General features: G+C 35.7%; 15 protein-coding genes. 6 read left to right on the plus strand and 9 right to left on the minus strand.

Annotated features, from left to right (window positions below; translation table 11 throughout):
- The first annotated feature begins 306 nt into the window (after window positions 1–306).
- The 3 genes from FND99_RS13430 to FND99_RS13440 all read left to right on the plus strand — a co-directional run bounded on the left by FND99_RS13430 (window position 307) and on the right by FND99_RS13440 (window position 2,763).
- Window positions 307–1,143 (plus strand): sulfite exporter TauE/SafE family protein, encoded by an 837-nt coding sequence (locus FND99_RS13430; RefSeq protein WP_144338463.1) that lies wholly within the window; start codon window positions 307–309, stop codon window positions 1,141–1,143.
- The gene (locus tag FND99_RS13435) at window positions 1,130–1,537 is read left to right on the plus strand and encodes a DUF1634 domain-containing protein (protein ID WP_144338464.1); all 408 of its coding nucleotides are present in this window, start codon (window positions 1,130–1,132) and stop codon (window positions 1,535–1,537) included. The genes FND99_RS13430 and FND99_RS13435 overlap by 14 nt, the downstream gene beginning before the upstream one ends.
- 203 nt (window positions 1,538–1,740) lie before the next feature.
- On the plus strand, window positions 1,741–2,763 hold the full coding sequence (locus tag FND99_RS13440) for an LLM class flavin-dependent oxidoreductase (RefSeq protein ID WP_144338465.1): 1,023 nt from the start codon (window positions 1,741–1,743) through the stop codon (window positions 2,761–2,763).
- A 94-nt stretch (window positions 2,764–2,857) separates the two neighbouring features.
- Here the strand turns inward: FND99_RS13440 and FND99_RS13445 are convergent, their stop codons facing one another.
- The 8 genes from FND99_RS13445 to FND99_RS13480 form a co-directional block, all read right to left on the minus strand.
- The gene (locus tag FND99_RS13445) at window positions 2,858–3,835 is read right to left on the minus strand and encodes a glycoside hydrolase family 43 protein (protein WP_144338466.1); all 978 of its coding nucleotides are present in this window, start codon (window positions 3,833–3,835) and stop codon (window positions 2,858–2,860) included.
- A gap of 190 nt (window positions 3,836–4,025) precedes the next feature.
- On the minus strand, window positions 4,026–5,204 hold the full coding sequence (locus tag FND99_RS13450) for an aldose epimerase family protein (protein ID WP_144338467.1): 1,179 nt from the start codon (window positions 5,202–5,204) through the stop codon (window positions 4,026–4,028).
- A gap of 86 nt (window positions 5,205–5,290) precedes the next feature.
- Window positions 5,291–6,313: a glycoside hydrolase family 43 protein gene (locus FND99_RS13455; RefSeq protein ID WP_144338468.1), complete on the minus strand. Its 1,023-nt coding sequence runs from the start codon at window positions 6,311–6,313 to the stop codon at window positions 5,291–5,293.
- A gap of 373 nt (window positions 6,314–6,686) precedes the next feature.
- Complete coding sequence (locus tag FND99_RS13460) at window positions 6,687–8,498, minus strand: glycoside hydrolase family 2 protein (protein WP_144338469.1); 1,812 nt, start codon at window positions 8,496–8,498, stop codon at window positions 6,687–6,689.
- A 220-nt stretch (window positions 8,499–8,718) separates the two neighbouring features.
- On the minus strand, window positions 8,719–9,756 hold the full coding sequence (locus FND99_RS13465; RefSeq protein WP_144338470.1) for a glycoside hydrolase family 43 protein: 1,038 nt from the start codon (window positions 9,754–9,756) through the stop codon (window positions 8,719–8,721).
- Window positions 9,757–10,170: 414 nt separating this feature from the next.
- On the minus strand, window positions 10,171–11,343 hold the full coding sequence (locus FND99_RS13470; protein WP_144338471.1) for a glycoside hydrolase 5 family protein: 1,173 nt from the start codon (window positions 11,341–11,343) through the stop codon (window positions 10,171–10,173).
- A 281-nt stretch (window positions 11,344–11,624) separates the two neighbouring features.
- On the minus strand, window positions 11,625–13,148 hold the full coding sequence (locus FND99_RS13475) for a RagB/SusD family nutrient uptake outer membrane protein (protein ID WP_144338472.1): 1,524 nt from the start codon (window positions 13,146–13,148) through the stop codon (window positions 11,625–11,627).
- A gap of 18 nt (window positions 13,149–13,166) precedes the next feature.
- The gene (locus FND99_RS13480) at window positions 13,167–16,175 is read right to left on the minus strand and encodes a SusC/RagA family TonB-linked outer membrane protein (protein ID WP_144338473.1); all 3,009 of its coding nucleotides are present in this window, start codon (window positions 16,173–16,175) and stop codon (window positions 13,167–13,169) included.
- A gap of 389 nt (window positions 16,176–16,564) precedes the next feature.
- Here FND99_RS13480 and FND99_RS13485 point away from each other — a divergent pair, with 389 nt between their 5' ends.
- A complete protein-coding gene (locus FND99_RS13485; protein ID WP_144338474.1) occupies window positions 16,565–20,494 on the plus strand; it encodes a hybrid sensor histidine kinase/response regulator transcription factor in 3,930 nt (1,309 codons plus the stop codon).
- Window positions 20,495–20,908: 414 nt separating this feature from the next.
- On the plus strand, window positions 20,909–22,189 hold the full coding sequence (locus tag FND99_RS13490; RefSeq protein WP_144338475.1) for an acetyl-CoA C-acetyltransferase: 1,281 nt from the start codon (window positions 20,909–20,911) through the stop codon (window positions 22,187–22,189).
- Window positions 22,190–22,269: 80 nt separating this feature from the next.
- Here the strand turns inward: FND99_RS13490 and FND99_RS13495 are convergent, their stop codons facing one another.
- On the minus strand, window positions 22,270–22,881 hold the full coding sequence (locus FND99_RS13495) for an FMN-dependent NADH-azoreductase (protein ID WP_144338476.1): 612 nt from the start codon (window positions 22,879–22,881) through the stop codon (window positions 22,270–22,272).
- A 113-nt stretch (window positions 22,882–22,994) separates the two neighbouring features.
- Here FND99_RS13495 and FND99_RS13500 point away from each other — a divergent pair, with 113 nt between their 5' ends.
- The gene (locus FND99_RS13500; protein ID WP_144338477.1) at window positions 22,995–23,369 is read left to right on the plus strand and encodes a winged helix-turn-helix transcriptional regulator; all 375 of its coding nucleotides are present in this window, start codon (window positions 22,995–22,997) and stop codon (window positions 23,367–23,369) included.
- Window positions 23,370–23,426 lie beyond the last annotated feature (57 nt).

Raw genomic sequence — 23,426 nt, forward strand, 5'->3', positions numbered from 1 at the left:
AAATAATCCATCGTGTTTTTGCAGTAATAAAAAACCAAACCTTTTATGAAAAAGATTTGGTTTTATCATAGAAATCGAAATGACAAGATTACGAACAATTACGTTTGTTTAAACAAGTGAAACGCCTTTTTACAGACAAAGAAAAACTATGTCTCTATGTGTTTAAAAAAAAACATTTCAAATCTTTAAAAAATCAAAATTACTTTCAGAAAAAAACGTTTTCGGATTTTTAAGGATTTTTTAAGCCCCTAAAAATTCCGTCGCCAAATATCAATTCGTAAATTAGCAAAAACAAAATTTATTCGAATGACAGTACTTACGTTTACGCTGATTATGATTCTTGGCGCTTTTTTAGCAGGTTTTATTGGTTCATTATCAGGATTGGGAGGCGGTATTATTATTATTCCACTTTTAACTGTCATTTTAGGCGTTGATATTCATTATGCAATTGGTGCGGCTTTAGTTTCGGTAATTGCGACTTCATCAGGTTCGGCTGCGGCTTATGTAAAAGAAGGAATTACCAATATGCGATTGGGAATTTTTCTCGAAATCGCCACTACAATTGGCGCTGTTTGTGGTGCGCTTCTTTCGGCAATTGCTCCAACTTCTTTTATTGCCGTTTTGTTCGGACTTACCTTGATTTTCTCGGCAATAAATTCTCTTCGAAAAAAAGAAGAACATATTGTTTTAGAATCTAGTCCTTTGGCAAAAAAATTAAAATTGGACGGAACGTATCCAACGCATGATGGAGAAGTTGTGCATTACGGAACCAAAAATGTACTTGGCGGTTTCAGCATGATGGGACTTGCCGGAATGATGTCTGGTTTGCTCGGAATTGGTTCTGGTGCTTTTAAAGTAATTGCGATGGATAATATTATGAGGATTCCCTTTAAAGTTTCGACTACTACAAGTAATTTTATGATGGGTGTTACAGCAATGGCGAGTTCTGTAATCTATATTCAAAAAGGATATATTGAACCTGGAATTTGTATGCCTGTGGTTATTGGCGTGCTTTTTGGCGCTATGGCCGGTGCCAAAGTTTTAGTTCGAACAAACCCTAAAAAACTAAGAATATTTTTTGCCTGCTTGATTTTTGTTTTAGCAATTAATATGATTTATAACGGACTTAATGGAAAAATCTAAAGTTATGCAGCACGAAAAATTTGGAGAAAAAGATTTTCAGACAATTGTTGGAAATTTATTGCGATATGGCGTTTGGATTTCGCTTTCTGTGGCTTTTATAGGCGGTATTGTTTATTTGATGCATCACGGAAATGACATCGAAGATTATTCTGTTTTCAAGGAAAATGACCGAAATATATTTGAAGTAATTGCCGATGTTTATCATGGCGTAATCCAAGGAAATGGCGAATTTTTAATTTTCTTCGGAATTATATTATTATTTCTTACCCCAGTTTTCAGGGTTTTGCTATCGTTATTCTCTTTTCTTGTTGAAAGAGATTATTTATATGTTGTCATAACATTAATCGTCATTTTAATTATAATTACCAGTATTTCATTCGGCTTCTCACATTGATGAAGCTTTAAGCTATAAGCAGTAGGCTTTAGGCTTTCAAAAAAAGCGTGATATCTATTGCATAAAGCTAGTGTTAAAAATAATAAGTAAAAGCTTAAAGCATATTGCCTAAAGCTTAAAGCAAAAAAATAATTGCTAAAAGCATAGTTACAGACTTTCAAAAAAGCTTAAAGCCTATTGCTTATAGCCTAAAGCAAAAAAAAATGGAAATAGGAATTGACAGTTTTGCTTCCGCAATGTACGGAGACAACAACACGCTGAGCAGTGTTGATGCAATGGAACAATTACTCCAAAGAATTGAACTTGCAGATCAGGTTGGTCTTGATGTTTTCGGGATTGGAGAACATCATAAAAAAGAATTTTTAGATTCGGCTACCGTTGTGATATTAAGTGCGGCGGCGGCGAGAACAAAAAATATACGTTTATCGAGTGCGGTTTCGGTTTTGAGCGCTGCTGATCCAGTTCGTGTTTATCAAAGTTTCGCAACATTGGATTTGATTTCGAAAGGAAGAGCCGAAATTGTGGTTGGTCGCGGATCTTCAATTGAAGCTTATCCCCTTTTCGGATTTGATTTAAACGATTATGATGCGCTTTTCAAAGAAAAACTAGATCTTTTTTTGCAAATCAGAGATAACGAATTTGTTACTTGGTCAGGAAAATTTCGTCCTGCTCTAAACAATCTTCCGGTTTATCCAAGAACTTTACAAGAAAAACTTCCCGTTTGGCTAGGCGTTGGAGGAACTCCAGAATCTTTTATTAGAGCCGGATCATTAGGTTTGCCATTGATGGTGGCTATAATTGGCGGACAGACACACCGTTTTCGCCCTTTAATTGATTTATATCGAGAAGCCGGAAAAGCAGCAGGTTATAAATCTGAAGAATTAAAAGTTGGCCTACATTCGCCTGGCTACGTTGGAACAACAACCGAAAAAGCAATTGATGAATATTATCCCGGTTATGCCGAATTGTGGACAAAATTAGGCTACGAACGTGGTTGGCCCCCTGTAACCAAAGGAAAATTTGACGGATTAATTGATGACCTTGGTGTCTTGATTGTTGGAAGCCCTGAACGCGCTGCAGAGAAAATTTTACGCCACAGCGAAGCACTCGGCGGTATTTCAAGATTTACTTTCCAAATGGACAACGCCGGATTGACTCATCAACAATTAATGAACGCAATAGAATTAATTGGAACAAAATTGATCCCGTTAATCAAAAAAGGATAGTTTTCAGATACAGATAAAATGATAAAAAATAGATACAAAAAAACTGCTCTCAAAATATTGGGAGCAGTTTTTTTTAATAGACGTTTGTTTCGATTTATTGCTTCTCTAAAAACACAAAGCTTTCGGGTTTTGCAATTAATTTATCACCACTAAAATCAATTGAAATTACTCCAGCTTTTCTAGGCGAAACAGCACTTTCATTAAAATGTGTATGCAGTACATAATGCATTTTGTTGTCTTTGTCCCAAAATACATCGCCGTGCCCTATGCCGTTTTGTTTCGTGTTTTTTCTACTGATAATTGGACTTTCTGAAGCTTTTTCCCAAGGTCCAAGCGGACTTTTACTTGTTGCATAACCAACAGCATAATCGATATTTCTGAAATCATTTGCCGAATAAATCATGTAATATAAACCGTTATGTTTCAAAACGGTTGGGCCTTCTGTAACGGGCCAACTCACATTTTGCGTGTTTTCCCAAGGCAAAACTCCAGAAATACATTCGGTTAAAGATTCTGGTTTTATACTTTGAAAATCATCGTTTATTTCGGCAACAAAAATTCGGTTTCCGTTTGTCAAACGAACGTGATACAAATATTTTTTTCCATCTTCATCAATAAAAATAAAGGGATCAATTTGATTTCCTGTTTTAATAATTGGCTCTTTTGATTCGTTTTTAAATGGCCCAAGCGGACTGTCGCTCGTTGCAAAAGCAATATTTTCATTGGCCGTATAAATCATATAAAATTTGTTTTTATACGAAAGAATTTGTGGTGCCCAAAAACCTTTATCACCAAAAGAATCTCCTTTTTTCAAAGCCAGACCATTCTGCGCGCCAACCGGACCTTTCCAATCTTTTAAATCAGAAGACGTGTAAACCTGAAATCCTTCGCCATTTGGAATATCTCCAGTTGTGGTTCCGTACAAATAATAGGTTCCTTTGTCGTAAAATATAGTTGGATCAGCAAGTAAAATAGCATTTGATTTTACTTCTTTTGGTTTGTCATTATTTTTTTCCTGCGAACACGCAACGAACATATATAGCGAACTTATTACAGTTAATATTTTTTTCATTTTTATGGGTTTATGTTTTTTAACCGCAAAGGGCGCTAAGATTTACGCAAAGAACGCAATGAATTTGAAAAATGAGGAATTACTTTGTGCCCTTCTCCCGAAGCCTCGGGATCGCATAGGGTGACAAAAGTTATAAAAACCTTAGCGCACTTTGCGTAAATCTTAGCGCTCTTTGCGGTTAAACTCGTTACTACTTTTTCACAGAAAACTGATAATAAGAAACTGTATGATATTTTTCTCCCTTTTTCAAAACAATAGGTGCAAATTTTGGCTGATTTGGTGCATCTGGAAAATGCTGTGTTTCTAATGCAAAAGCCGTTCTAAAATCATCTTTTGAACCCGATTTAAACGTGTTTTTTGATTGCATGAAATTTCCGCTATAAAACTGTAATCCTGGTTCTTCGGTAAAAATATCAAGCGTGATTCCAGATTTATCTCCAGAAATTGTTGCAGCGTGATTTAATCCGTTTTTCTTGGTTCCGTTTAAAACATAATTATGGTCGTAACCTTTTCCGAATTTCAATTGTTCGTCTTTGGTTTCGATTCTTTCGCCAATGGTGTGTTTTGAAGTAAAATCAAAAGGAGTATTTTTTACTGCTTTCAATTCTCCAGACGGAATTAGACCTTCATCAACTGGCGTAAATTCATTCGCATAAATTTGCAATTCATGGTTTAAAATTGTCCCGCTTCCTTCTCCATTTAAATTGAAAAAAGCATGATTCGTTAAATTGACAAGCGTCGTTTTATCGGTCGTAGCCTCGTATTCCATTTTAACCGAATTATCATCTGTAATGGTATAGGTTACTTTTACATTTAAATTCCCAGGAAAACCTTGCTCTCCATCTGGCGAAACATACGTAAAAACCAATGTTTTTCCATCTGTTTTTTCAGCATTCCAAACTACGTCCTGAAAACCTTTTATTCCACCGTGCAAAGCATTTTTCCCATTGTTTAAAGGCACTTGGTATTGTTTTCCTTCCAAAGTAAATTTTCCTTTGCCGATGCGATTTCCAACTCGACCGATTGTTGCGCCAAAATAAGGTTCTGTTGACGTTTTAAAACCTTTCGCTCTGTTCATCCCAACTACAACATCGGTTGGTTTTCCGTTTTTATCATTTACCCAAAGTCCAATTAATCTTCCTCCATAATTAGTAAAAGCGGCTTTGATTTCTTTGTTTTCTATCCAATACAATCCGACTTTTTTACCATCGATTATGGTATCGAAATTTTTAGTTTCTAAAACCGTTTTAACTGAATCTTTTTTGATTTCTGTAGTTTCTTTTGAAACAGAATCTTCCTTTTTAGTGTCTTTACAATTAAATTGAAAAAGTGCCAGCAAAATAACCGCAGCAATTTGAATATTTTTCATTTTTATGTCATTACGAGGAACGAAGCACTCGAGCGCCAGCGAACTGAGCGTAAGCTAAATCTCCTCTGATTAATACTATATAAATTTTATTTTGATGGAATTGCCAATTTAGTTTCTTCGCTTACTGGTTCTCCTAAAACCGGAAATCCGTTTGCATCCCAATTGATTTTTTGCATTCTTGGCGATCTTTTATTGCCACAACCTTCTCCCGGATTTGAATTGGCGTGGTATAAAATCCAATCTTCTTTTCCGTCTGGAGATTTGAAAAAAGAATTATGTCCCGGCGCATAAACCTTGTTTTTATCTGATTGTTTGAAAATTGGTTCTGGAGACTTTTTCCAAGCCGAAGCATCTAATAAGTTATCACTTCCATTAAAAGCTAATAATCCTAAAGAATAGAAATCGGTCCAGCAGCCACTTGCCGAAAACACAATGAAAATTTTGCCATTTCTTTCTAAAAACTGGGGACCTTCATTCACATTTACTTGCGCCGGATTTACGTCGTCATGCAAAGCTCCGTGTGTTTCCCAATTGTTTGTTGGTGCAGAAATCATCACGCGATCACCTTCAATCTCAAGCGGACTTTTCATTTTGGCAATGTAAATATTTTGCTGTCCGTTTGTGTCGCCAACCCATCCAGCCCAAATCATGTACAGCTGTTTTTTATATTCAAAGACATTTCCGTCAATCGCCCATTTGTCTGTTTTAGCAGCGATTTTTCCTTTGAATTCAAAATTCCCTTTAAACGGATCTGATGATTTATTTTCTAAAACATACATTCTGTGATTGTTGTTATTTCCATTATCTGCGGCAAAATAACAGTACCATTTTCCGTTGATAATGTGAAATTCCGGCGCCCAGATTTCTGCCGAATAATCGGTGTTTTTTGGTGGCGTCCAGATTACTTTGCTTTCGGCATTTTTAATGTCCAATAAGTCTTTTGTTTTCCATAAAACCAATTTATTTCCTAGGGTATTGGTGTAATAGTAATAGCCTTTATAATACGTGCTGTAAGGGTCTGCGCCCGATGGAAGAATGGGATTTGTGAATGTTTTTTGTTGCGCAAAACTTATTGTTGTGAGAAGCAAAAGGATTAGGTATTTTTTCATTTTTACTTTTTTTATTGTTGGGCGTGGTTTTTTTAAACACATAGAGACATAGTTTTGCTTTGTCTGTAAAAAAGGCATTTCATTTGTTTTAAACAAACATAGTGTATTGATTGCGCAATCTTGTCATTCCGAGGAACGAGGACACGAGCGATAGCGAACTGGCGAAGCAATCTCCATGAGTAACTCTACAAAGATTGGCGATTTTCTATGAGGAGCTACTTGCGGAGATTCCTCGTCCCTCGGAATGACAAACTTTGGAGAAATGCTTTTTAGGCCATGTACATAAAACTATGTGTGGAAACTAGTTTCTTCTACTTCCTTTTTCAACACAATCCCGAAGCTTCGGGACTATGTTTCTATGTGTTTAAAAAAATTATTTATTCAAAACATTTATTACTTCTGTATTAATTGAATTTACCGCTTTAAAATCCATTTTGTCTACTTTTCTATCATAGGTCATGAAACCGTTTACTTCGCCTTCAACATCTGTAGTTTGTGTGTAAACTGCTGCCGAAAAACCTGATTTCACGTAATTTTTCAGAATTTGAGCGTATTTAATATATTCAGCAGTAACTTCGGCTTCGTTTTTAAATTTGATATAACCCCAGTTATCATTTGCACGCCATAAATGTCCTTCTAAAGGAAGTCCGATTCCGCCATATTCTCCTAAAACAGTGACTCTTCTGGCATCATAAAGATACATATCAGGCCCCGGATAATTGTGTAAATCTAAAATATCGCCCGTTTGGAAATGATTTCCTCCACTTGCTGAATTTGTTAGACGGCTTGGATCGTGTTTCTTTGTCCACTCTGTAATTTCAACCGTTTTGAATTGTCCCCAAGCTTCGTTAAACGGAACCCAAACCACAATACTTGGATACGAATACAGATGATCCATAATTTCATTCCATTCTTTTCTGTAAATTTCTTCTGATTTTGCCGAACGCTGTAATTCTGTTCCTTCAAAATACTTTCTATTTTGCCAAATCGGCTGATCATCGCCGCTCGGCATATCTTGCCAAACCAAAATCCCTAATTGATCACAATACGTGTACCAGCGTTCCGGCTCTACTTTTACGTGTTTGCGAATCATATTAAAACCTAATTCTTTGGTTTTAATAATATCATATTTCAATGCTTCGTCGGTTGGTGCGGTGTATAAACCGTCTGGCCACCAGCCTTGATCTAATGGACCATATTGAAAATAATCTTTATTGTTCAGCTGCATTCTCATGATGCCGTTTTCATCTCTTTTTGATGAAATTTTTCGCATTGCAAAATAACTTTTCACTTCATCAACCACTTTATTTTTGCTGATTAAACGAATTTTTGTCTGATACAAAAACGGACTTTCAGGCGACCATAATTTAGGTGAATTTAAAACAATATCATTGCTTTCGCCAACGACGGCTTTTTCTTTTGCGATTTCTTTTCCACCATCAAAAACAGAAATTTCTACCAAATCTCCTTTTTCAGCACCATTTACATCGGCTTTTATGCTTATTGTATTTTGGTCAATGTTTGGAGTTGTTTTTAATTCTGAAATGTTTTTAGCATTTACCGGTTCAATCCAAACGGTTTGCCAAATTCCGGTTACCGGTGTGTACCAAATTCCTTCTGGATTTTTGACTTGTTTTCCTCTTGGTTGTGGTCCGTCATTTGAAGGATCCCAAACTTTCACAACCAGTTTTTGATTTTTTCCTTTTTGGATGAATGGCGTAATATCAAATGAAAATGGTGTATAACCTCCTGTGTGCGAACCTACTTTTACATCATTTATAAAAACTTCTGTTTTCCAATCGACAGCACCAAAATGCAAAAGAATATTTTTTCCGTTCCAATTTGATTCAATCGAAAAATTGGTTTCGTACCAAAGTTCGTTTTTGGCTCCAACATTTTTCATAACACCAGACAAACTTGATTCGGCCGCAAACGGAACCAAAATTTGCCCGTCATATTTTGAAGGCGCTGCTTTTCCAAATTCCTGAATGCTGTAATTCCACAAACCATTCAGATTTTTCCATTGGCCACGCTCCATAATCGGACGAGGATATTCAGGTAACGTTTTATTCGGATCAACCTGTGCTGCCCATTTTGTTTTGATTTTATCTCCTTGCGGTTTCCATTGCGCATTTGCAGCAAATACTGAAAATAAGGCTAAAAAAACGATGCTTTTTCTTTTCATGCTATATATGTGTTGGGCATTTTTATTTGAAATAATGCCATAATGTTTCTTCTAAATCAAAATGAATTACCAGACTTATATCCACATAAGCCTGGTAAATTCTCAAACTAACTTAACTAACCAATTCTTGAGTGAGATGTGAAATGTGAAATGTGAAACGCATAATGCGAATTCAAGAAATATCATAGTCTCAACTTTTCACTTTTTACATCTAACTTTTTTACTTTTTACTTAATCCGAATTTCTTCACTAAACTGTCGTATTCTTTTTTTGAAATTGTAATCATACAGCCGTGGCGTACTTTTTCTGGAAGACTGTATTTGTCCCAATCCGAGAAAAAAGTGTAGCCTGAGGCTTGAAACCATGGTCCGTTTAGGTTATCAGCAATTGATAATCCGTATGAAACGCCTGGATATTGTTCGTAATACATATACCATATTTTGTCATCTGGAGAAGGAATCAACATTGGAGCTTCTCTAAAGTTTGGACTGATAGATTGCTGGGGCAAAGAATAAGGTCCTAAAAGGGATTTTGATTTGGCAATTCGGATAGTTTTTCCGGTTGTCCAATACAAGGTTGGGTACGTTTCGTCTTTAATCACAGCGTAATAGGAATCGCCAACTTTACGAATAAAAACATCTATTGTTCCCATATCCCAATCGAATAACCGTTTTGGCGTTCCTTCGAAAGTTTTTAAATCTTTAGACAAAACATACAATGTACGCTGACTTGCCCAATAACGTTCTCCATCTTCTTTTGTTCCTTCTAAATGTGGCGTGTGCCATGTCATGATGAACTTTTCAGAATCTTTGTCGTAATATAATTTTGGCGCACCAATTCGCTGTAAGGCGTTAGAATAATCGGGAGTGCTTTTTAAATCTGGCGTATAATCCGAATGTTTTTTCCAAGTAATCAAATCATCTGAAACCCAAATATTGATCGCCTTTGCATCATCTCCTGTGTTTCCGGCAATGTAATATTTCCCATCGGGACCTTTGCAAATGTCGGGATGTCCTTTATATTCTTCGAAAACGCGTTTTCCGTTGTTTAAATTTTCCCAATGAAGTCCGTCCAAACTAACTGAATAATACAATCTGCCGTAATCGTTGTGCGTCATGTGCGCAAAAAGATAGGCTTCGTTTTTCGGTTTTTCATTTCCCTTGACTTGTCCCGGCGGATCTGGTTGTTGTGCTTTCGCAGAAAATCCAATCAAAATCACCGCTAGAAAAAAGAGCTGTTTTATTGTGTGTGTTTTCATTGCTGTTCGGTTTTATTTTATTGCCCACGGATTGAACGGATTAAACGGGTTTCCGTGGGTCGTTTTTTTGCCACAGATTAAAAGGATTAAAATGATTTTTTTAACACATAGAGACATAGCTTTACTTTGCCTGTAAAGGCGTTTCACTTGCATTAATAAACATAGCTTACACAATCTTGTCATTCCGAGGAACGAGGAATCTCCGCTAGAAACTCTACAAAGATTGGAAATTCGCTACGGAGGTACTTGCGGAGATTCCTCGTTCCTCGGAATGACAAACTACGCGAGAACTATGTGTAGAAAGTAGTTTCTTTTACATTCTTTTTAATAATTTCAAAATCTATGTTTCTATGTGTTTGATTTTTTTACCTCAGACTTAATCCCTTTAATCTGTGGAATCTGTGGCTAAAAAAGCTACTTCTTATTCGCCTCAGAAGTCATCTTTTTAATCAAATCTGTTTCAGCTTGAATGTAAGGCGTTCCGTCTGTGTGTAATACTTCGTGAAACCAAACTTTTGGTTCTGCATTATACGTTTTTGTCCAGCTGTCCCAAGCGTATTTAGTTTGTGTTTTTCCATCAACAAATCCCCAGTTGATCATACCAATATTATATTTTCTTGCTATTGGCAAAAATCCTTCGAAAGTACTTCCGTTTGGTCTTGCCATATATTCCGTACACAATAAAGGTTTTCCGTAACGCTGTAATTGTTTGATTACTTTTTCGAAATCCTGAGGTGTGTTGTAATTGTGGAAAGAAACAATATCAGATTGTTCGATCTGCATTTTGTGCATTGGCTGCATTTTAGCTTCATCGCTCCAATCTCCAACCCAAACTCCAGAAGTCAATGGCTGAGACGGATTGCTTGATCTTGCCCAAACAAAAACATCTTTTAAAAGCGGTAAAATCAAATCAACTTTGTTTTTGATTTCTACTTTTTCGTAAGATGGTCCTGTCATATTATCTGGTTCGTTCCAAACATCCCAGCCTAAAATACGTTTATCATCCTTGAAATGCCCAACCGTTTCTTTCACATATTTCTCTAAACGAGGATATTGCGTTTTATCCTGAAGCGCTTTTTGTCCTGGCGCCTGCACCCAACCTGAGTTATGTGTGTGTGGTTTTGGAGCACGTTGTTTTCCTAAAGCCGGAAACGGATCCCAACAAGAATCAAACAAAACAAAAAGTATTTTAATATGATGTTTATCTGCAATTTCTAAAAACTGATCCATGCGTTTGTAAAGACCTTGAGCATCTTGCTGGTGCAATAAATCGTGCAAATAGACGCGCATTACATTCATACCAAAACCTTCTGCCCAGCCCAATTCCTGATCGATTCTTTTTGGGTCAAAAGTATCTTCCTGCCACATCTCTAACTGATTTATAGCTGTGCTAGGAGAATAATTTGCTCCAACCAACCAAGGCTGTTCTGCGTACCATTTATTGGCCTGATCTTTAGTCCAGATTTCTCTTTTTTCTACTGAAGTGGTTTCGGTTTTATTTTCTTCAGAATTACTTTTTTTATTGTTGCAGCTAAGCAATACTAGCCCTGCCAACATTAATGTCAGACACAATTTTACTTTCTTCATTTTCAATATTGTTATTATGAACAATTGTTCTTTATGATAAGGGAATCAGATTTGAAGTATCTGATTCCCTCAAAAAATCAGTTTTAATTCGTAGGGTGAGATTATTTTTAACACATAGAAGCATAGATTTTTATTATTCTGCTAAAGATTATAGAAAAAGCAAGCTTTAACACAGAGTGCTATGTGCACTATTCTAAGTTAAACGCCTTTAATAGATTCCTAAAGACTATGTTACTATGTGTTAAAATTAAATTCTGCTCAATTTCACCCAAGGTATTTTGTTAATATCCTGAGTTTTGATCTAGATTTGGATTATTATCTACATCTGTTTGTGGAATTGGCATTCTGTGATTTTTACCCACTTTAAAGTTTTTAAAATCGGGATCACGAAGTGAAATTTTATCAACAGAAGCTTGAGTATTCAAATCTCCCCAACGTTTTAGATCTTCCCAGCGAACACTTTCTCCAGCTAATTCTAAAACTCTTTCCATTTTTAATCTTTCCAAGAACAAATCATGATTATTTCCAATTTCAGGATGTGCTACGGCTAACGTGTTCATGTTAGCACGCGCTCTTACCATGTCAACATATTGATACGCCTGAGCTGTATTTCCTAATTCGTTCAAAACTTCTGCGTAGCGCAACAAAATATCACCGTAACGAACTAATCTGTAGTTTACTTGAGAATAGTAATCTTCATTATCTCTGTAATAATCACGGCTTCCTTTTCTGAACCAAGCTTCGTTATTGTTCCATTCCCAGTTTCTGTTGTATGTTTTGTCTCCAAAATCAGCCAACAAATCAGGATAGTACAATGTCCATCTTAAACGAATATCAAGATTTCCATCTTTATTTTTTTCTTCTTTAAAGGCATTTACTAACCAAAAACGTGCTTGTCCGTCAGACCATCCAATTCCTCTTGGCGCAAAAAACTGACAACGGTTGCTAGAAACTGCAGCGTTTTGATCTTCACCAGTTCCTCCTTTTCTTTGATCTCCAAATTGGATTTCAAAAACAGATTCGCTGTTGTTTTCATGTAAATCTGTAAAGTTGTCTCTGTAGTTGGCTTGCAAGCTGTATTTTGCTCCTGCTCCAGAAATCAAATAGTCTAAAGCTGTTTTTGCTTCGGCCCATTTATGTTGCTGCATATACACTTTTGCAAGAAAAGCTTTTGCTGCTCCTTTGTCAGGTCTTCCAATATCTGCACCTGTCCAATCTCTTGGCAAATCGGCGTAAGCTTCATTCAAATCTTTTTCAACTTGAGCAAAAATTTCAGTCACTTTTACTTGTTTTGGCAAATCTGCTGGCGTAGATGGATCTAAAACCAACGGAATATCTTCCCAAATTACCGCTGCATAATAGTAATGCAAGGCTCTTAAAAATTTAGCCTGCGCTATAATTCTCTTTTTTGCATCTTCATTTTGGAAAGTAATATTTGGAACATTTGCCAAAACTTGGTTACATCTAAAAATCGCTTTGTAAGTATCTCTCCATGTTACAGCGTTTCCTTCCCAGAAATTATAATTGATGTAATTGAATCGTGTCCAATCTGCCAATTCTGTCCACGGACTCACGCTAAATCCTTCATCAGAAGTTAAATCTAAACGGAAGTAAATCCATCTCGCCCACAAACCATCTTTATAAAACATGGCATAAATAGAATTTACTCCTGCTTGTGCGTCACTTTCAGTTTTCCAATATTGATCTACTGTAATATCATTTGGGCTATTTAGGTCAAGTTCTTTTTCGCATGAAGCAAAAATGAGACCTAGAAAAGCTACGGTTATTAGTATTGATTTTTTCATTATGCTATTTTTTTAAAATTAAAAGCTAAACTCTACACCAAAAGAATATGTCTTAAGATTTGGGAAAGCACCATTGTCAACGCCTCTTTCAAAAATATTACCGTTTGTAAACTCAGGATCAAGTCCTTGATATTTTGTAATGGTAATGATGTTTTGTGCCGAAAGCGTTAATCTCGCTCTTGTAATACCAGAGTTTTTCAAAATAGAACTTGGCAAGCTGTATCCAAATCCGATGTATTTCAATCTGATGAAATCACCGCTTTCTAAGAAACGGTCACTGTCTCCTCTTGAGTTTAAAGTAGAACCTTTTGTGATTCTAGGGAAATCTGTGTTTGGATTTTCTGGCGTCCAAGGCTGAATACCAGTTCTGTAGTTACTGTTATCGTCAAAACGATCCACAACACTTCTAAATCCGTCATAAACAGTAGCTCCGTGTGAAGCAATCCAGTTCATAGAAAAATCAAAACCTTTGTAATCTGCTCCAGCATTGAATCCCATTTCAAATTCTGGCCACGGACTTCCAACAACAGCTTTGTCTTCATTTGTTATTTGTCCGTCGCCGTTATTGTCTTTAAAACGAATGTCACCAGGAACCGCATTTGGCATAATTACTTTTCCGCTTGCCGTTTTATAATTGTCGATTTCTTGTTGATTTTGGAACAAACCATCTGTTTCTAAAACATACCACATTCCTACTGGCATACCCGCTCTAGTAACTGTATTTCCAGAAAAGTTTTCGTTTTGTCCGTTACCCAATGAAACCAATTTGTTGTTCACTTTTGTAAAATTCACAGAAGCGTTAAACGAGAAGTCATTGATTTTTTTGCTGTAAGCCAATTCTAATTCAAAACCTTTATTTTCAACTGTTGCAGCATTCGAAATTGGATTTCCTCCATCATTTCCTGTAGTCAACAAAATTGGGAAACCAAATAATACATCTTCTGTACGAGCAATAAAATAATCGGCTGTAAGACGCAAATCATTGTTTAAAACGCCAAGATCTAAACCAAAATTCGTTTGTTTTAATTTTTCCCAACGCAATTCTGAATTTGACAATTTTACTTGAGTTGCAGATGGATATAACTTTTGTTCGTTACCCATTACGATCTGTCCAAAATTGTTCACGAAGCTTTTGTATTCGTAATTTCCAATGTTTCCAGAACCTAACTCTCCATAACTAGCTCTTAATTTCAAATCTTTAATGAATTCTGATTTAAAGAAAGACTCATTGCTTATTCTCCATCCTGCTGAAAGTGAAGGGAAATTACCCCATTTGTTTGCATCGCTGAATCTTGAAGATCCATCACGTCTTAAAACGGCATTAAATAAATAACGATTGTCATAATTGTATTCTAATCTTCCTAAATAAGAAGCCAAAGCAGCCTCATTAATAAAACCACCAACAACTGGCGAATCTCCTTGATTTAGAACTTCATAATATTCACCTGTTCCAGAATTCATCGGAAGATTTCTCTTTGTTCCATAAATTTGGTTGTAGTTGTCTTTTTGGTACGTCTGACCTACTAAAAATGTAATATCATGTTTGCCAAATGCTTTTTTGAAAGTCAATGTGTTTTCAAACAACAAAGTTTCTGATCTTCCTTTGTTTTGATCAGTATATGATTGATCAATTGGCTGATTTAAAGACCAGTTTCCAACTTTTCTCATGAATTTATAGGAGTCGAAACTTGTTTCGTATCCAAAATTGAAACGGTATTTCAACCAAGGTGCGAATTTTAATTCCGACCAAATATTTCCTCTAATTCTGAAATTCTCATTCATTGTATTTGCAAAATCAGCAATTGCTAAAGGATTTGTTCCAAAAGTATCTGCAACACCTTGTTTTCCATAACCATAACCACCTGGATTCGCAGGATCGTAAAGCGGAATTGTTGGCGTCATTCTGTACACATCAATAATTGGGTTTCCAGACATTTCATCTGTTTTTGAATTACTGATTGCCAAGTTTTCTCCGATACTGAAAATTCCTTTTGTACCGCTTGAGTTTACACGGAAAGAGATTCTGTCGAAATCAGTTCCAACAACAGTCCCTTCGTTTCCAAAATAATTTCCAGACATAAAGAATGTTGAATTTTCATTTCCTCCAGAAAAACTAGCATTATAATCTTGCATCATTCCAGTTTTGAAAACCGCATCTTGCCAGTCTGTATTTACAGCCATGTTTAGATTTTGTCTTGGAAAACCTGCATTGTCATACGCCATATTGTTGTATTTCGCAAATTCCTCAGTTCCCATTAAATCATAACGAGGCATAACTTGGAAGCTGGTTTTTGCCGAAACTTCAACCTGAAGCGGTCCTTTTTTACCTTTTTTGGTTGTGATGATGATTACACCATTTGCCGCTCTAGAACCGTAGATTGCCGCTGCCGATGCATCTTTCAAAACCTGAATGCTTTCAATGTCATTTGGATTGAAATCTCTGTTTGCAGAAGTTACCAAACCGTCGATAACATAAAGCGGATTAGTATTTTGAAGGTTCTTCAAACCACGAATCTCAACACTGGCTTCCTGTCCCGGACGCCCGCCACCGCGAACTTTTACTCCGGTAACTAAACCTTGAAGTCCATCTGCAACTGTTGTGATTTGTCTTTTCTGAATTTCATCTGGTTTTACTAAAGAAACTGCTCCGGTAAGATCTTTTTTCTGTTGTGATCCATAACCCACAACAACTATCTCATCAAGTTTCATTGCGTCTTCTTCCAACTTTACATCTATAGAAGTTCTGCCGTTGATTGCAATTTCTGTTGTTTTATAACCTTGCGAGCTAAAAATCAAAGTTTGATTTGAGCTTGCCGTAATTTTATACGCTCCGTCAAAATCTGTAACGGCGCCGTTTGTTGTGCCTTTGATTAAAACGTTTGCAAACGGGACTGGTTCTCCTGACGCTGCCAAAACTTTACCGCTGATAGTAATTTGCTGCTGCGCATACGTTTGCTGTAATAATAAACTAAAGAAAAACAAGAGGTAATATCTCTGCTTTAAAATTTGAGTGAACTTTGTTTTCATTGATTTTTCATTTTAGATAGTTTTCATTTTTTGGTTGGTTTTACAATAAATTCTTAAATTTCTAATCATCTCTGATTCGAGCAAAACAATAATTGATTCTGCTCATTGATAATAATGTGTTCATTTGGTTTCAAAATTGTATTTGGTATTTTTTTTCAAATGTATTTTTATTGATACTATATTTTTTCAGCCTAAAAATTATCAATACCGTTTATTTGAAAATTCAAAGTAGATGATTTTAATTCAAAATAAAATGCTTCATTTGTGTCAATATCTCTCTCAAATGATTCAAATTGTAGAAAAAAGGTCAAAAAATACGAGGCTTGCAACATTTGGTAGAATATTGAGACGATTTGAAGAAATTTATTTTTTTATAAAAAAACATAGCAATGCGTAAATTCTTTCTTTTTACATTTTTATTTATTTTTTCTGAAAATTTTATTCACGCGCAGGAATATTATTTTAAACATTTTCAGGTTGAAGAAGGACTTTCTAACAACACCGTTATAACTTCTACGCAAGACGAAGATGGTTTTATGTGGTTCGGAACTAAAGATGGATTAAACAGATTTGATGGTTATCGTTTTAAAACCTACAGAAGCCAATCTGACCCAATTAACAGCCTCGGAAGCAATTACATACAATCAATTCATGCCTTTAACGGAATTATTTGGGTGGGAACTGACAAGGGTTTGTATCAATACAACAAAAAAACAGATCAGTTTAAGGTTCTCAACGAAGCCATAAACGACAGAATCAACGATATTAATCATGATAAAAAAGGCAATATTTGGTTTGTTTCGGGAAATATTCTCTACAAATATTCACCGTCAAAAAAAGAGACAAAAACTTTTAATCCGAATAAATACTTCATTACAACTTCAATTTCACGCGATGAAAATGGCGAAATCTGGGCTTCTTCTCTAAATAAATTATATCATTATTCTGAAGAAAGCCTTTCGTTTGAAAGCATGAATATTAATCCGCCGGCAAATAAAGCCAATTTTAGGATTACAGTTCTTTATGCTTTAAATAAAAACAGCATTCTCATTGGCACACAAGATCATGGCGTTTTGGTTTATAATATAAAGGACAAAACAACATCGGTTTTGCAATTTTCAGGTAAAGAACCTGTTTTTGTGCGTCAATTTAAAAAGCGTGGAAACGACGAAATCTGGATTGCCAGCGAATCTGGTGTTTATGTGTACAATCTGAAAACAAAATCAAGCATTAATCTGAAAAAGAATTACAACGATCCGTACGCGATTTCAGACAACGCGGCCTACTCTATTTCAATTGATAAAGAAAACGGAATCTGGATTGGGACTTATTTTGGAGGAATTAATTACCACCAAAAACAATACACGCAGTTCAAAAAATATTTCCCTCAGAAGAATCAAAATTCCATCAGCGGAAGCGCCGTCAGAGAAATTCACAAAGATGATCACGGTGATTTGTGGATTGGAACTGAAGATGCGGGCGTAAATCGTTTCAATCCTAAAACGCAGCAATTTACTTCTTATCAAGTTTCTTACTATAATATTCACGCTTTAATGCCTCGAAAAGACAAAATTTGGGTAGGAACTTTTGAGCATGGTTTGGATGTTTTAGATCGAAATTCTGGCGCAGTAATTAAGCATTACAGCGCTAATAATCCGGCTTCTGGATTGCATAGCAACTTTATTTTTTCTTTTTACGAAACCAAAAATAAAGAAGTAATTGTGATTACCACAATGGGATTATATCGTTATAATGAATCTAGTGATAATTTTAATATTCTAAAGAATTTCCCTGAAACAACGCATTATACAACTTACAAAGAAGATCACGATGGAAATTGCTGGGCTGGAAGCTACCGCGATGGTTTGTTTTATTACAATCCGAAAACGAGAAAAAAAGAGGTTTTTACCTATGATTATAAAAACCCAAACGGAATAAGCAATAACTCTATCAATTATATTTTTGAAGACAGCGCAAAAAATCTTTGGTTCGCTACTGAAAACGGACTGAATTTATTTGATAAAAAGACCCGAACTTTCAAAAAGTTCACCACCAAAGACGGTTTCCCGAGTAATGTTGCTTATTCGATTTTAGAAGATAAAAGCAGAAATTTATGGCTGACAACTTCAAAAGGTTTGGTGAAATTTGGCCCAGATCATAAAAGCATTAAAATTTACACCACAGCAAACGGATTATTGAGCGATCAGTTCAATTATGCGTCGGCTTTTATGGATACAAATGGCGATATGTATTTTGGAAATTTAAATGGGATGATCAGTTTCAATCCGAAAAACTTCACTAAAAATAAATATACACCTTCTATTTTTATTACCAATCTGCAAATCAATAATAAAGATATTGATGCCAATGAAAATGATTCGCCTATAAAACAATCTATTTCACATTTAGATGAACTCGAATTGAACAACGATCAATCGTCATTTAACTTGGAATTTGCTTCTTTAAATTACACAGCACCAGAACTTACAGAATATTGGTACAAACTGGAAAACGTCAATAACGACTGGGTTTATCTAGAACGAAACAATAAAGTTTTCTTTACAGAATTAGCTCCAGGCGATTATGTTTTTAAAGTAAAATCGCTGAATAGTTTTGGTGTTTGGAGTAAAGAAGTCGAATTAAAAATCAGAATTTTACCTCCATTTTGGGCGAGTTCTTATGCGTATTTCTTTTATTTTCTTCTGATTTGCGGTTCGTTTTACTACATCATTCGTTATTCTCAAAATCTGACGCAGATTAAGAATAACCGCAAAATAAAGCATCTGAATGATGAAAAGGAAAAAGAAATCTATCAGGCTAAAATTGATTTTTTCACCAATGTCGCACACGAAATCAGAACGCCTTTAACGCTTATTAAAGGACCTTTGGAAAAGTTATTGGCAATGGAACACCAATCTGCAGAAGCACCTCATAATCTTTCGATTATGAAAAAAAATACCTCCCGATTATTAAAATTGGTGAACGAATTACTGGATTTTAGAAAATCTGAAATTGGTGGCTTGAAATTGACTTTCGTCGAAGCAAATATTTCGTCGATAATCAGAAATCTGCATTTGAGATTTACACCATTAATTGAAGAACGTGGGATTGATTTTGAATTGGAATTGGGCGAAAAAGACATTTTTGCCTTTGTTGATAAGGAAGCTTTCAAGAAAATATTGAGCAACTTAATTAGCAATGCGATAAAATATTCAAAAGACAAAGTCTCTATTTCACTTTTCAGAGATGATAAAAAACTGACGCTGATTGTCAAAAATGATGGGAATTTGATTCCGTTTCAGCTGAAAGACAAGATTTTTGAGGCGTTTTTCAGAGTAGATAATATGGATACTACATCGGGAACCGGAATTGGGCTATCGTTAGCGCATTCGCTTGCACAGCTTCATAACGGAAATTTGCAATTGATTGCAGATCCTAAATTAAATATTTTCGAACTTACGGTTCCGTTGCATCAGGAAGAAGAATTTATGCTATATACGGAAACCGAAAAAGAAACAAATGAATCAGAATTTGAGAAAACAGAACTAGAAACAAAACTGGAAAAACCTCAAATTTTAATTGTTGAAGACAATCTGGATCTTTTAAATTTCATTACGTCAGAGTTGGCTTCAACTTATACCATTTTAAAGGCAGAAGATGGAGAAAAAGCGTTAAAAATAATTCATAATCAAAATATTCAGCTTGTGATTAGTGATGTTTCGATGCCAAATATGGACGGAATTACGATGTGCAAAGAGATTAAAACGAATCTTGAAACGAGTCATATTCCGGTTATTTTATTGACGGCAAAAAATTCGCTGAAATCGCAAATCGACGGTCTTGAAGTGGGCGCAGATGCGTATGTCGCGAAACCTTTTTCAATGGATTATTTGAAGGTTCAGGCCAATAATCTAATCGAAAACAGAAAACAGATTATGAATTATTATGCGAGTTCGCCGCTTTCGCACATCAAAAGCATTGCACACAATAAAACAGACGAAAAATTCCTTAAAAAGTTGGATGACGAAATCCTTAAAAATATCACGGATCCTGATTTAAGTGTTGAATCTCTGGCCGAAATCATGAACATGAGCCGTTCTACTTTGTACCGAAAAATCAAAGATTTGTCTAATTTGAGTCCGAATGAACTGATTAATCTTGTTCGCTTAAAACGTGCCGCAGAATTGCTTTTAAACGAAAATTATAAAATGTACGAAATCGCTGAAATGGTGGGGTATAAATCGCAAACAAGCTTTGGAAGAAATTTTCAAAAGCATTTTTCAATGTCGCCTTCGGATTATATTGCGATGAATAAATAGAATTTGACAATGTGACAATGTGGCAATTTGATAATTTGTCAATTAGATAATTAAATAATTGTTTTGTCTCTTCGATAATTTTGGAATGCCGTTATAGAAAATCGTTCGTGCTCTACTTTGCGGAGACGCACTGCTGTGCGCCTCTACGATATGCTTTGTGTTGATATTTTTATCCCCATTTTACTCCGTAGAGACGCACAGCAGTGCGTCTCCGCAACGAATATCAATTCTATGTGTGAAAGCGTGCTTTTTAAATAACCTCAAAAAAGAGACGAAAATTCTATGTTTCTATGCGTTTAAAAAAAAATCCGTTTTAATCCGTTTCATCCGCTAAATCCGTGGGCAATAAATTAAAACCCGCCTCAAAAAAAATCTCCTTATCTTTAATCTAGAAAATCGAAACAAAATCCAGATATGAACAATACCACAACGATCAGAAAAGTTGCCATTGTTGGCTATAACCGAATTCCGTTTGCGCGCGCAAACACAGCCTATTCAAATGTTGGAAATCAAGAAATGATGACCGCAGCCTTAAACGGACTTATAGACAAATACAATCTAAAAGGAAAATTATTGGGCGAAGTCGCTGGCGGAGCGGTTATAAAACATTCTTATGATATGAATTTGATCAGAGAATGTGTAATGAAAACGTCTCTTGATCCCGCAACTGCTGCCTGCGATTTACAGCAAGCTTGCGATACCGGAATTGAAAGTGCGGTTTATATTGCCAATAAAATTGCTCTCGGTCAAATTGATTGTGGAATTGCGGGCGGTGTAGATTCAATCAGTGATATTCCGATGGCATTCAGCGAAAAGCTTCGAAAAATTCTATTAGAAGCGCGACAAGCAAAATCATTTGGTGGAAAAATTAAATCTTTTCTTAAAATTCGTCCGAAAGATTTAGCGCCTTTGGTTCCTCGAAACGAAGAATCCCAAACCGGACTTTCGATGGGCGGACATACTGAAATTACTGCCAAATATTATAAAATCCCAAGAGAAGACCAAGATCAATTGGCGCTTAAAAGTCATTTGAATATGGCAAAAGCATATGACGAAGGCTTTTTTGATGATATGATCACCCCTTTCAACGGACTTGAAAAAGACAATAACTTAAGAAAAGACAGTTCGATTGAAAAATTAGCCAAATTGAAACCCGCATTCGACAAAGCAAACGGAACGTTGACAGCAGGAAATTCAACTCCATTAACTGATGGCGCATCTTGTATTCTTTTAGCAAGCGAAGAATGGGCAAAAGAACAAGGTTTGCCAATTTTAGCATACATTACATTTGCTGAAATTGCGGCAATTGAATACGTCAAAAAACAGCAAAATCTTTTGTTGGCTCCTTTATTCGCTGCTTCGCGAATGTTGGAAAAAGCTGGATTGAATCTTCAGGATTTTGATTATTATGAAATTCACGAAGCCTTTGCTGCTCAGGTTTTGGCCACTTTAAAAATTTGGGAGAGCCCAGAACTCAGCGCCGAATTAGGTTTGAAAAAGGCTCTTGGCGCTATTGACCGAGAAAAGCTGAATGTAAAAGGAAGCAGTCTTGCAGCAGCACATCCTTTTGCCGCAACTGGAGGCCGAATTATTGGCGTAATGGCTAAACTTTTAAATGAAAAAGGTTCTGGAAGAGGTTTTATCTCAATCTGTGCAGCGGGTGGACAAGGTGTCACAATGATTATTGAGAAATAACACTGATATTCAAACCTGACAGGTTTTTAAAACCTGTCAGGTTTACTATAAAAAAACAAATCGTTATTTTTTACTTCATCTTAAAAAACGAATTCTTCAACAGATGACAACGCTTTTGGCAATGCATTTGCAGCGAAATCAGGAATTGCAGTTCCTTCTACACGGAAAGTAGTTACATCTGTCATTCCTAAAAAACCGAATACCGTACGCAAATACGATTCAGAAAAGTCGTAGCTTTTCATTGGTCCTTCAGAAAAAACAGCACCAGATGCAATTGACAAGTACACTTTTTTATTGGTTACCAATCCTTTTGGACCTTCGGCACCATAACTAAAAGTCTTTCCTGCTCTGGCAATTTGGTCAATCCATCCTTTTAAAACAGCTGGAATTCCGAAGTTGTATAAAGGAACGCCAATTACTAGAATATCCGAATCAAGTAAATTCTGTATCGCTTCATCTGAATATTTAATTGCAGCAGTTTGTTCTGCAGTATGACTTTCTACGGGCGCGTAAATAGCACTGATATGCGAATTTGTCAAATATGGAAGCGGTGTTTTAGAAAGATCCAATGTCGTTACTTCGCTTTCAGGATATTGCAAAGTCAGTTTTTCGATCACTGCGTTTGACAATTGGTTGCTGAAAGACGTTTCACCATTGGTGCTTGTTATTATTTTTAGAATTTTCTGGCTCATAATTTTAATATTATTTGTTTACAATACAAACTTATTTACATTTGCTATACATTTTATAGTACTATCCTAAAGGATAGCGCTATCTTTCAGTATAGTAACATAAATTCGGTAAAATGTTTAATAAAAACTTAGAAAACACAGAAGATGTAGAATGCTCAAAAAATGCGTGCATAGCGTCCTTGTTACCTGTAAGAGACGCTTTGGAAGTTTTAAATGGCAGATGGAAATTGCCAATTTTAATTGCTCTTGGAGATCGCCCGAAACGCTTCAAGGAAATTTCTAAAGATATCGACGGAATTACAGATAAAATGCTTTCTAAAGAACTAAAGGATTTAGAAATGAATAAACTCGTAGTTCGAACTGTTTATGATACGTTCCCTCCTACTGTCGAGTACAGAAGAACGGAACACAGCAGATCATTAGGCAATGTTATTATGGCATTGAAGGAATGGGGAGAACTTCATCGAAAAGAAATTATTGGAAAGTAAAACTCAAACCCTTTATTTCAATATTTAGATCTTTAGCAATTAAAACAAAAATCTTCA

It is taken from the genome of Flavobacterium daemonense (genome assembly GCF_007341385.1).
Taxonomy (GTDB): domain Bacteria; phylum Bacteroidota; class Bacteroidia; order Flavobacteriales; family Flavobacteriaceae; genus Flavobacterium; species Flavobacterium daemonense.

Bases quoted from the DNA above. Each gene is read 5' to 3' on its own strand.
- FND99_RS13430 (WP_144338463.1), top strand. From the start codon at position 307: ATGACAGTACTTACGTTTACGCTGATTATGATTCTTGGCGCTTTTTTA.
- FND99_RS13435 (WP_144338464.1), top strand. From the start codon at position 1,130: ATGGAAAAATCTAAAGTTATGCAGCACGAAAAATTTGGAGAAAAAGAT.
- FND99_RS13440 (WP_144338465.1), top strand. From the start codon at position 1,741: ATGGAAATAGGAATTGACAGTTTTGCTTCCGCAATGTACGGAGACAAC.
- FND99_RS13445 (WP_144338466.1), bottom strand. From the start codon at position 3,835: ATGAAAAAAATATTAACTGTAATAAGTTCGCTATATATGTTCGTTGCG.
- FND99_RS13450 (WP_144338467.1), bottom strand. From the start codon at position 5,204: ATGAAAAATATTCAAATTGCTGCGGTTATTTTGCTGGCACTTTTTCAA.
- FND99_RS13455 (WP_144338468.1), bottom strand. From the start codon at position 6,313: ATGAAAAAATACCTAATCCTTTTGCTTCTCACAACAATAAGTTTTGCG.
- FND99_RS13460 (WP_144338469.1), bottom strand. From the start codon at position 8,498: ATGAAAAGAAAAAGCATCGTTTTTTTAGCCTTATTTTCAGTATTTGCT.
- FND99_RS13465 (WP_144338470.1), bottom strand. From the start codon at position 9,756: ATGAAAACACACACAATAAAACAGCTCTTTTTTCTAGCGGTGATTTTG.
- FND99_RS13470 (WP_144338471.1), bottom strand. From the start codon at position 11,343: ATGAAGAAAGTAAAATTGTGTCTGACATTAATGTTGGCAGGGCTAGTA.
- FND99_RS13475 (WP_144338472.1), bottom strand. From the start codon at position 13,148: ATGAAAAAATCAATACTAATAACCGTAGCTTTTCTAGGTCTCATTTTT.
- FND99_RS13480 (WP_144338473.1), bottom strand. From the start codon at position 16,175: ATGAAAACAAAGTTCACTCAAATTTTAAAGCAGAGATATTACCTCTTG.
- FND99_RS13485 (WP_144338474.1), top strand. From the start codon at position 16,565: ATGCGTAAATTCTTTCTTTTTACATTTTTATTTATTTTTTCTGAAAAT.
- FND99_RS13490 (WP_144338475.1), top strand. From the start codon at position 20,909: ATGAACAATACCACAACGATCAGAAAAGTTGCCATTGTTGGCTATAAC.
- FND99_RS13495 (WP_144338476.1), bottom strand. From the start codon at position 22,881: ATGAGCCAGAAAATTCTAAAAATAATAACAAGCACCAATGGTGAAACG.
- FND99_RS13500 (WP_144338477.1), top strand. From the start codon at position 22,995: ATGTTTAATAAAAACTTAGAAAACACAGAAGATGTAGAATGCTCAAAA.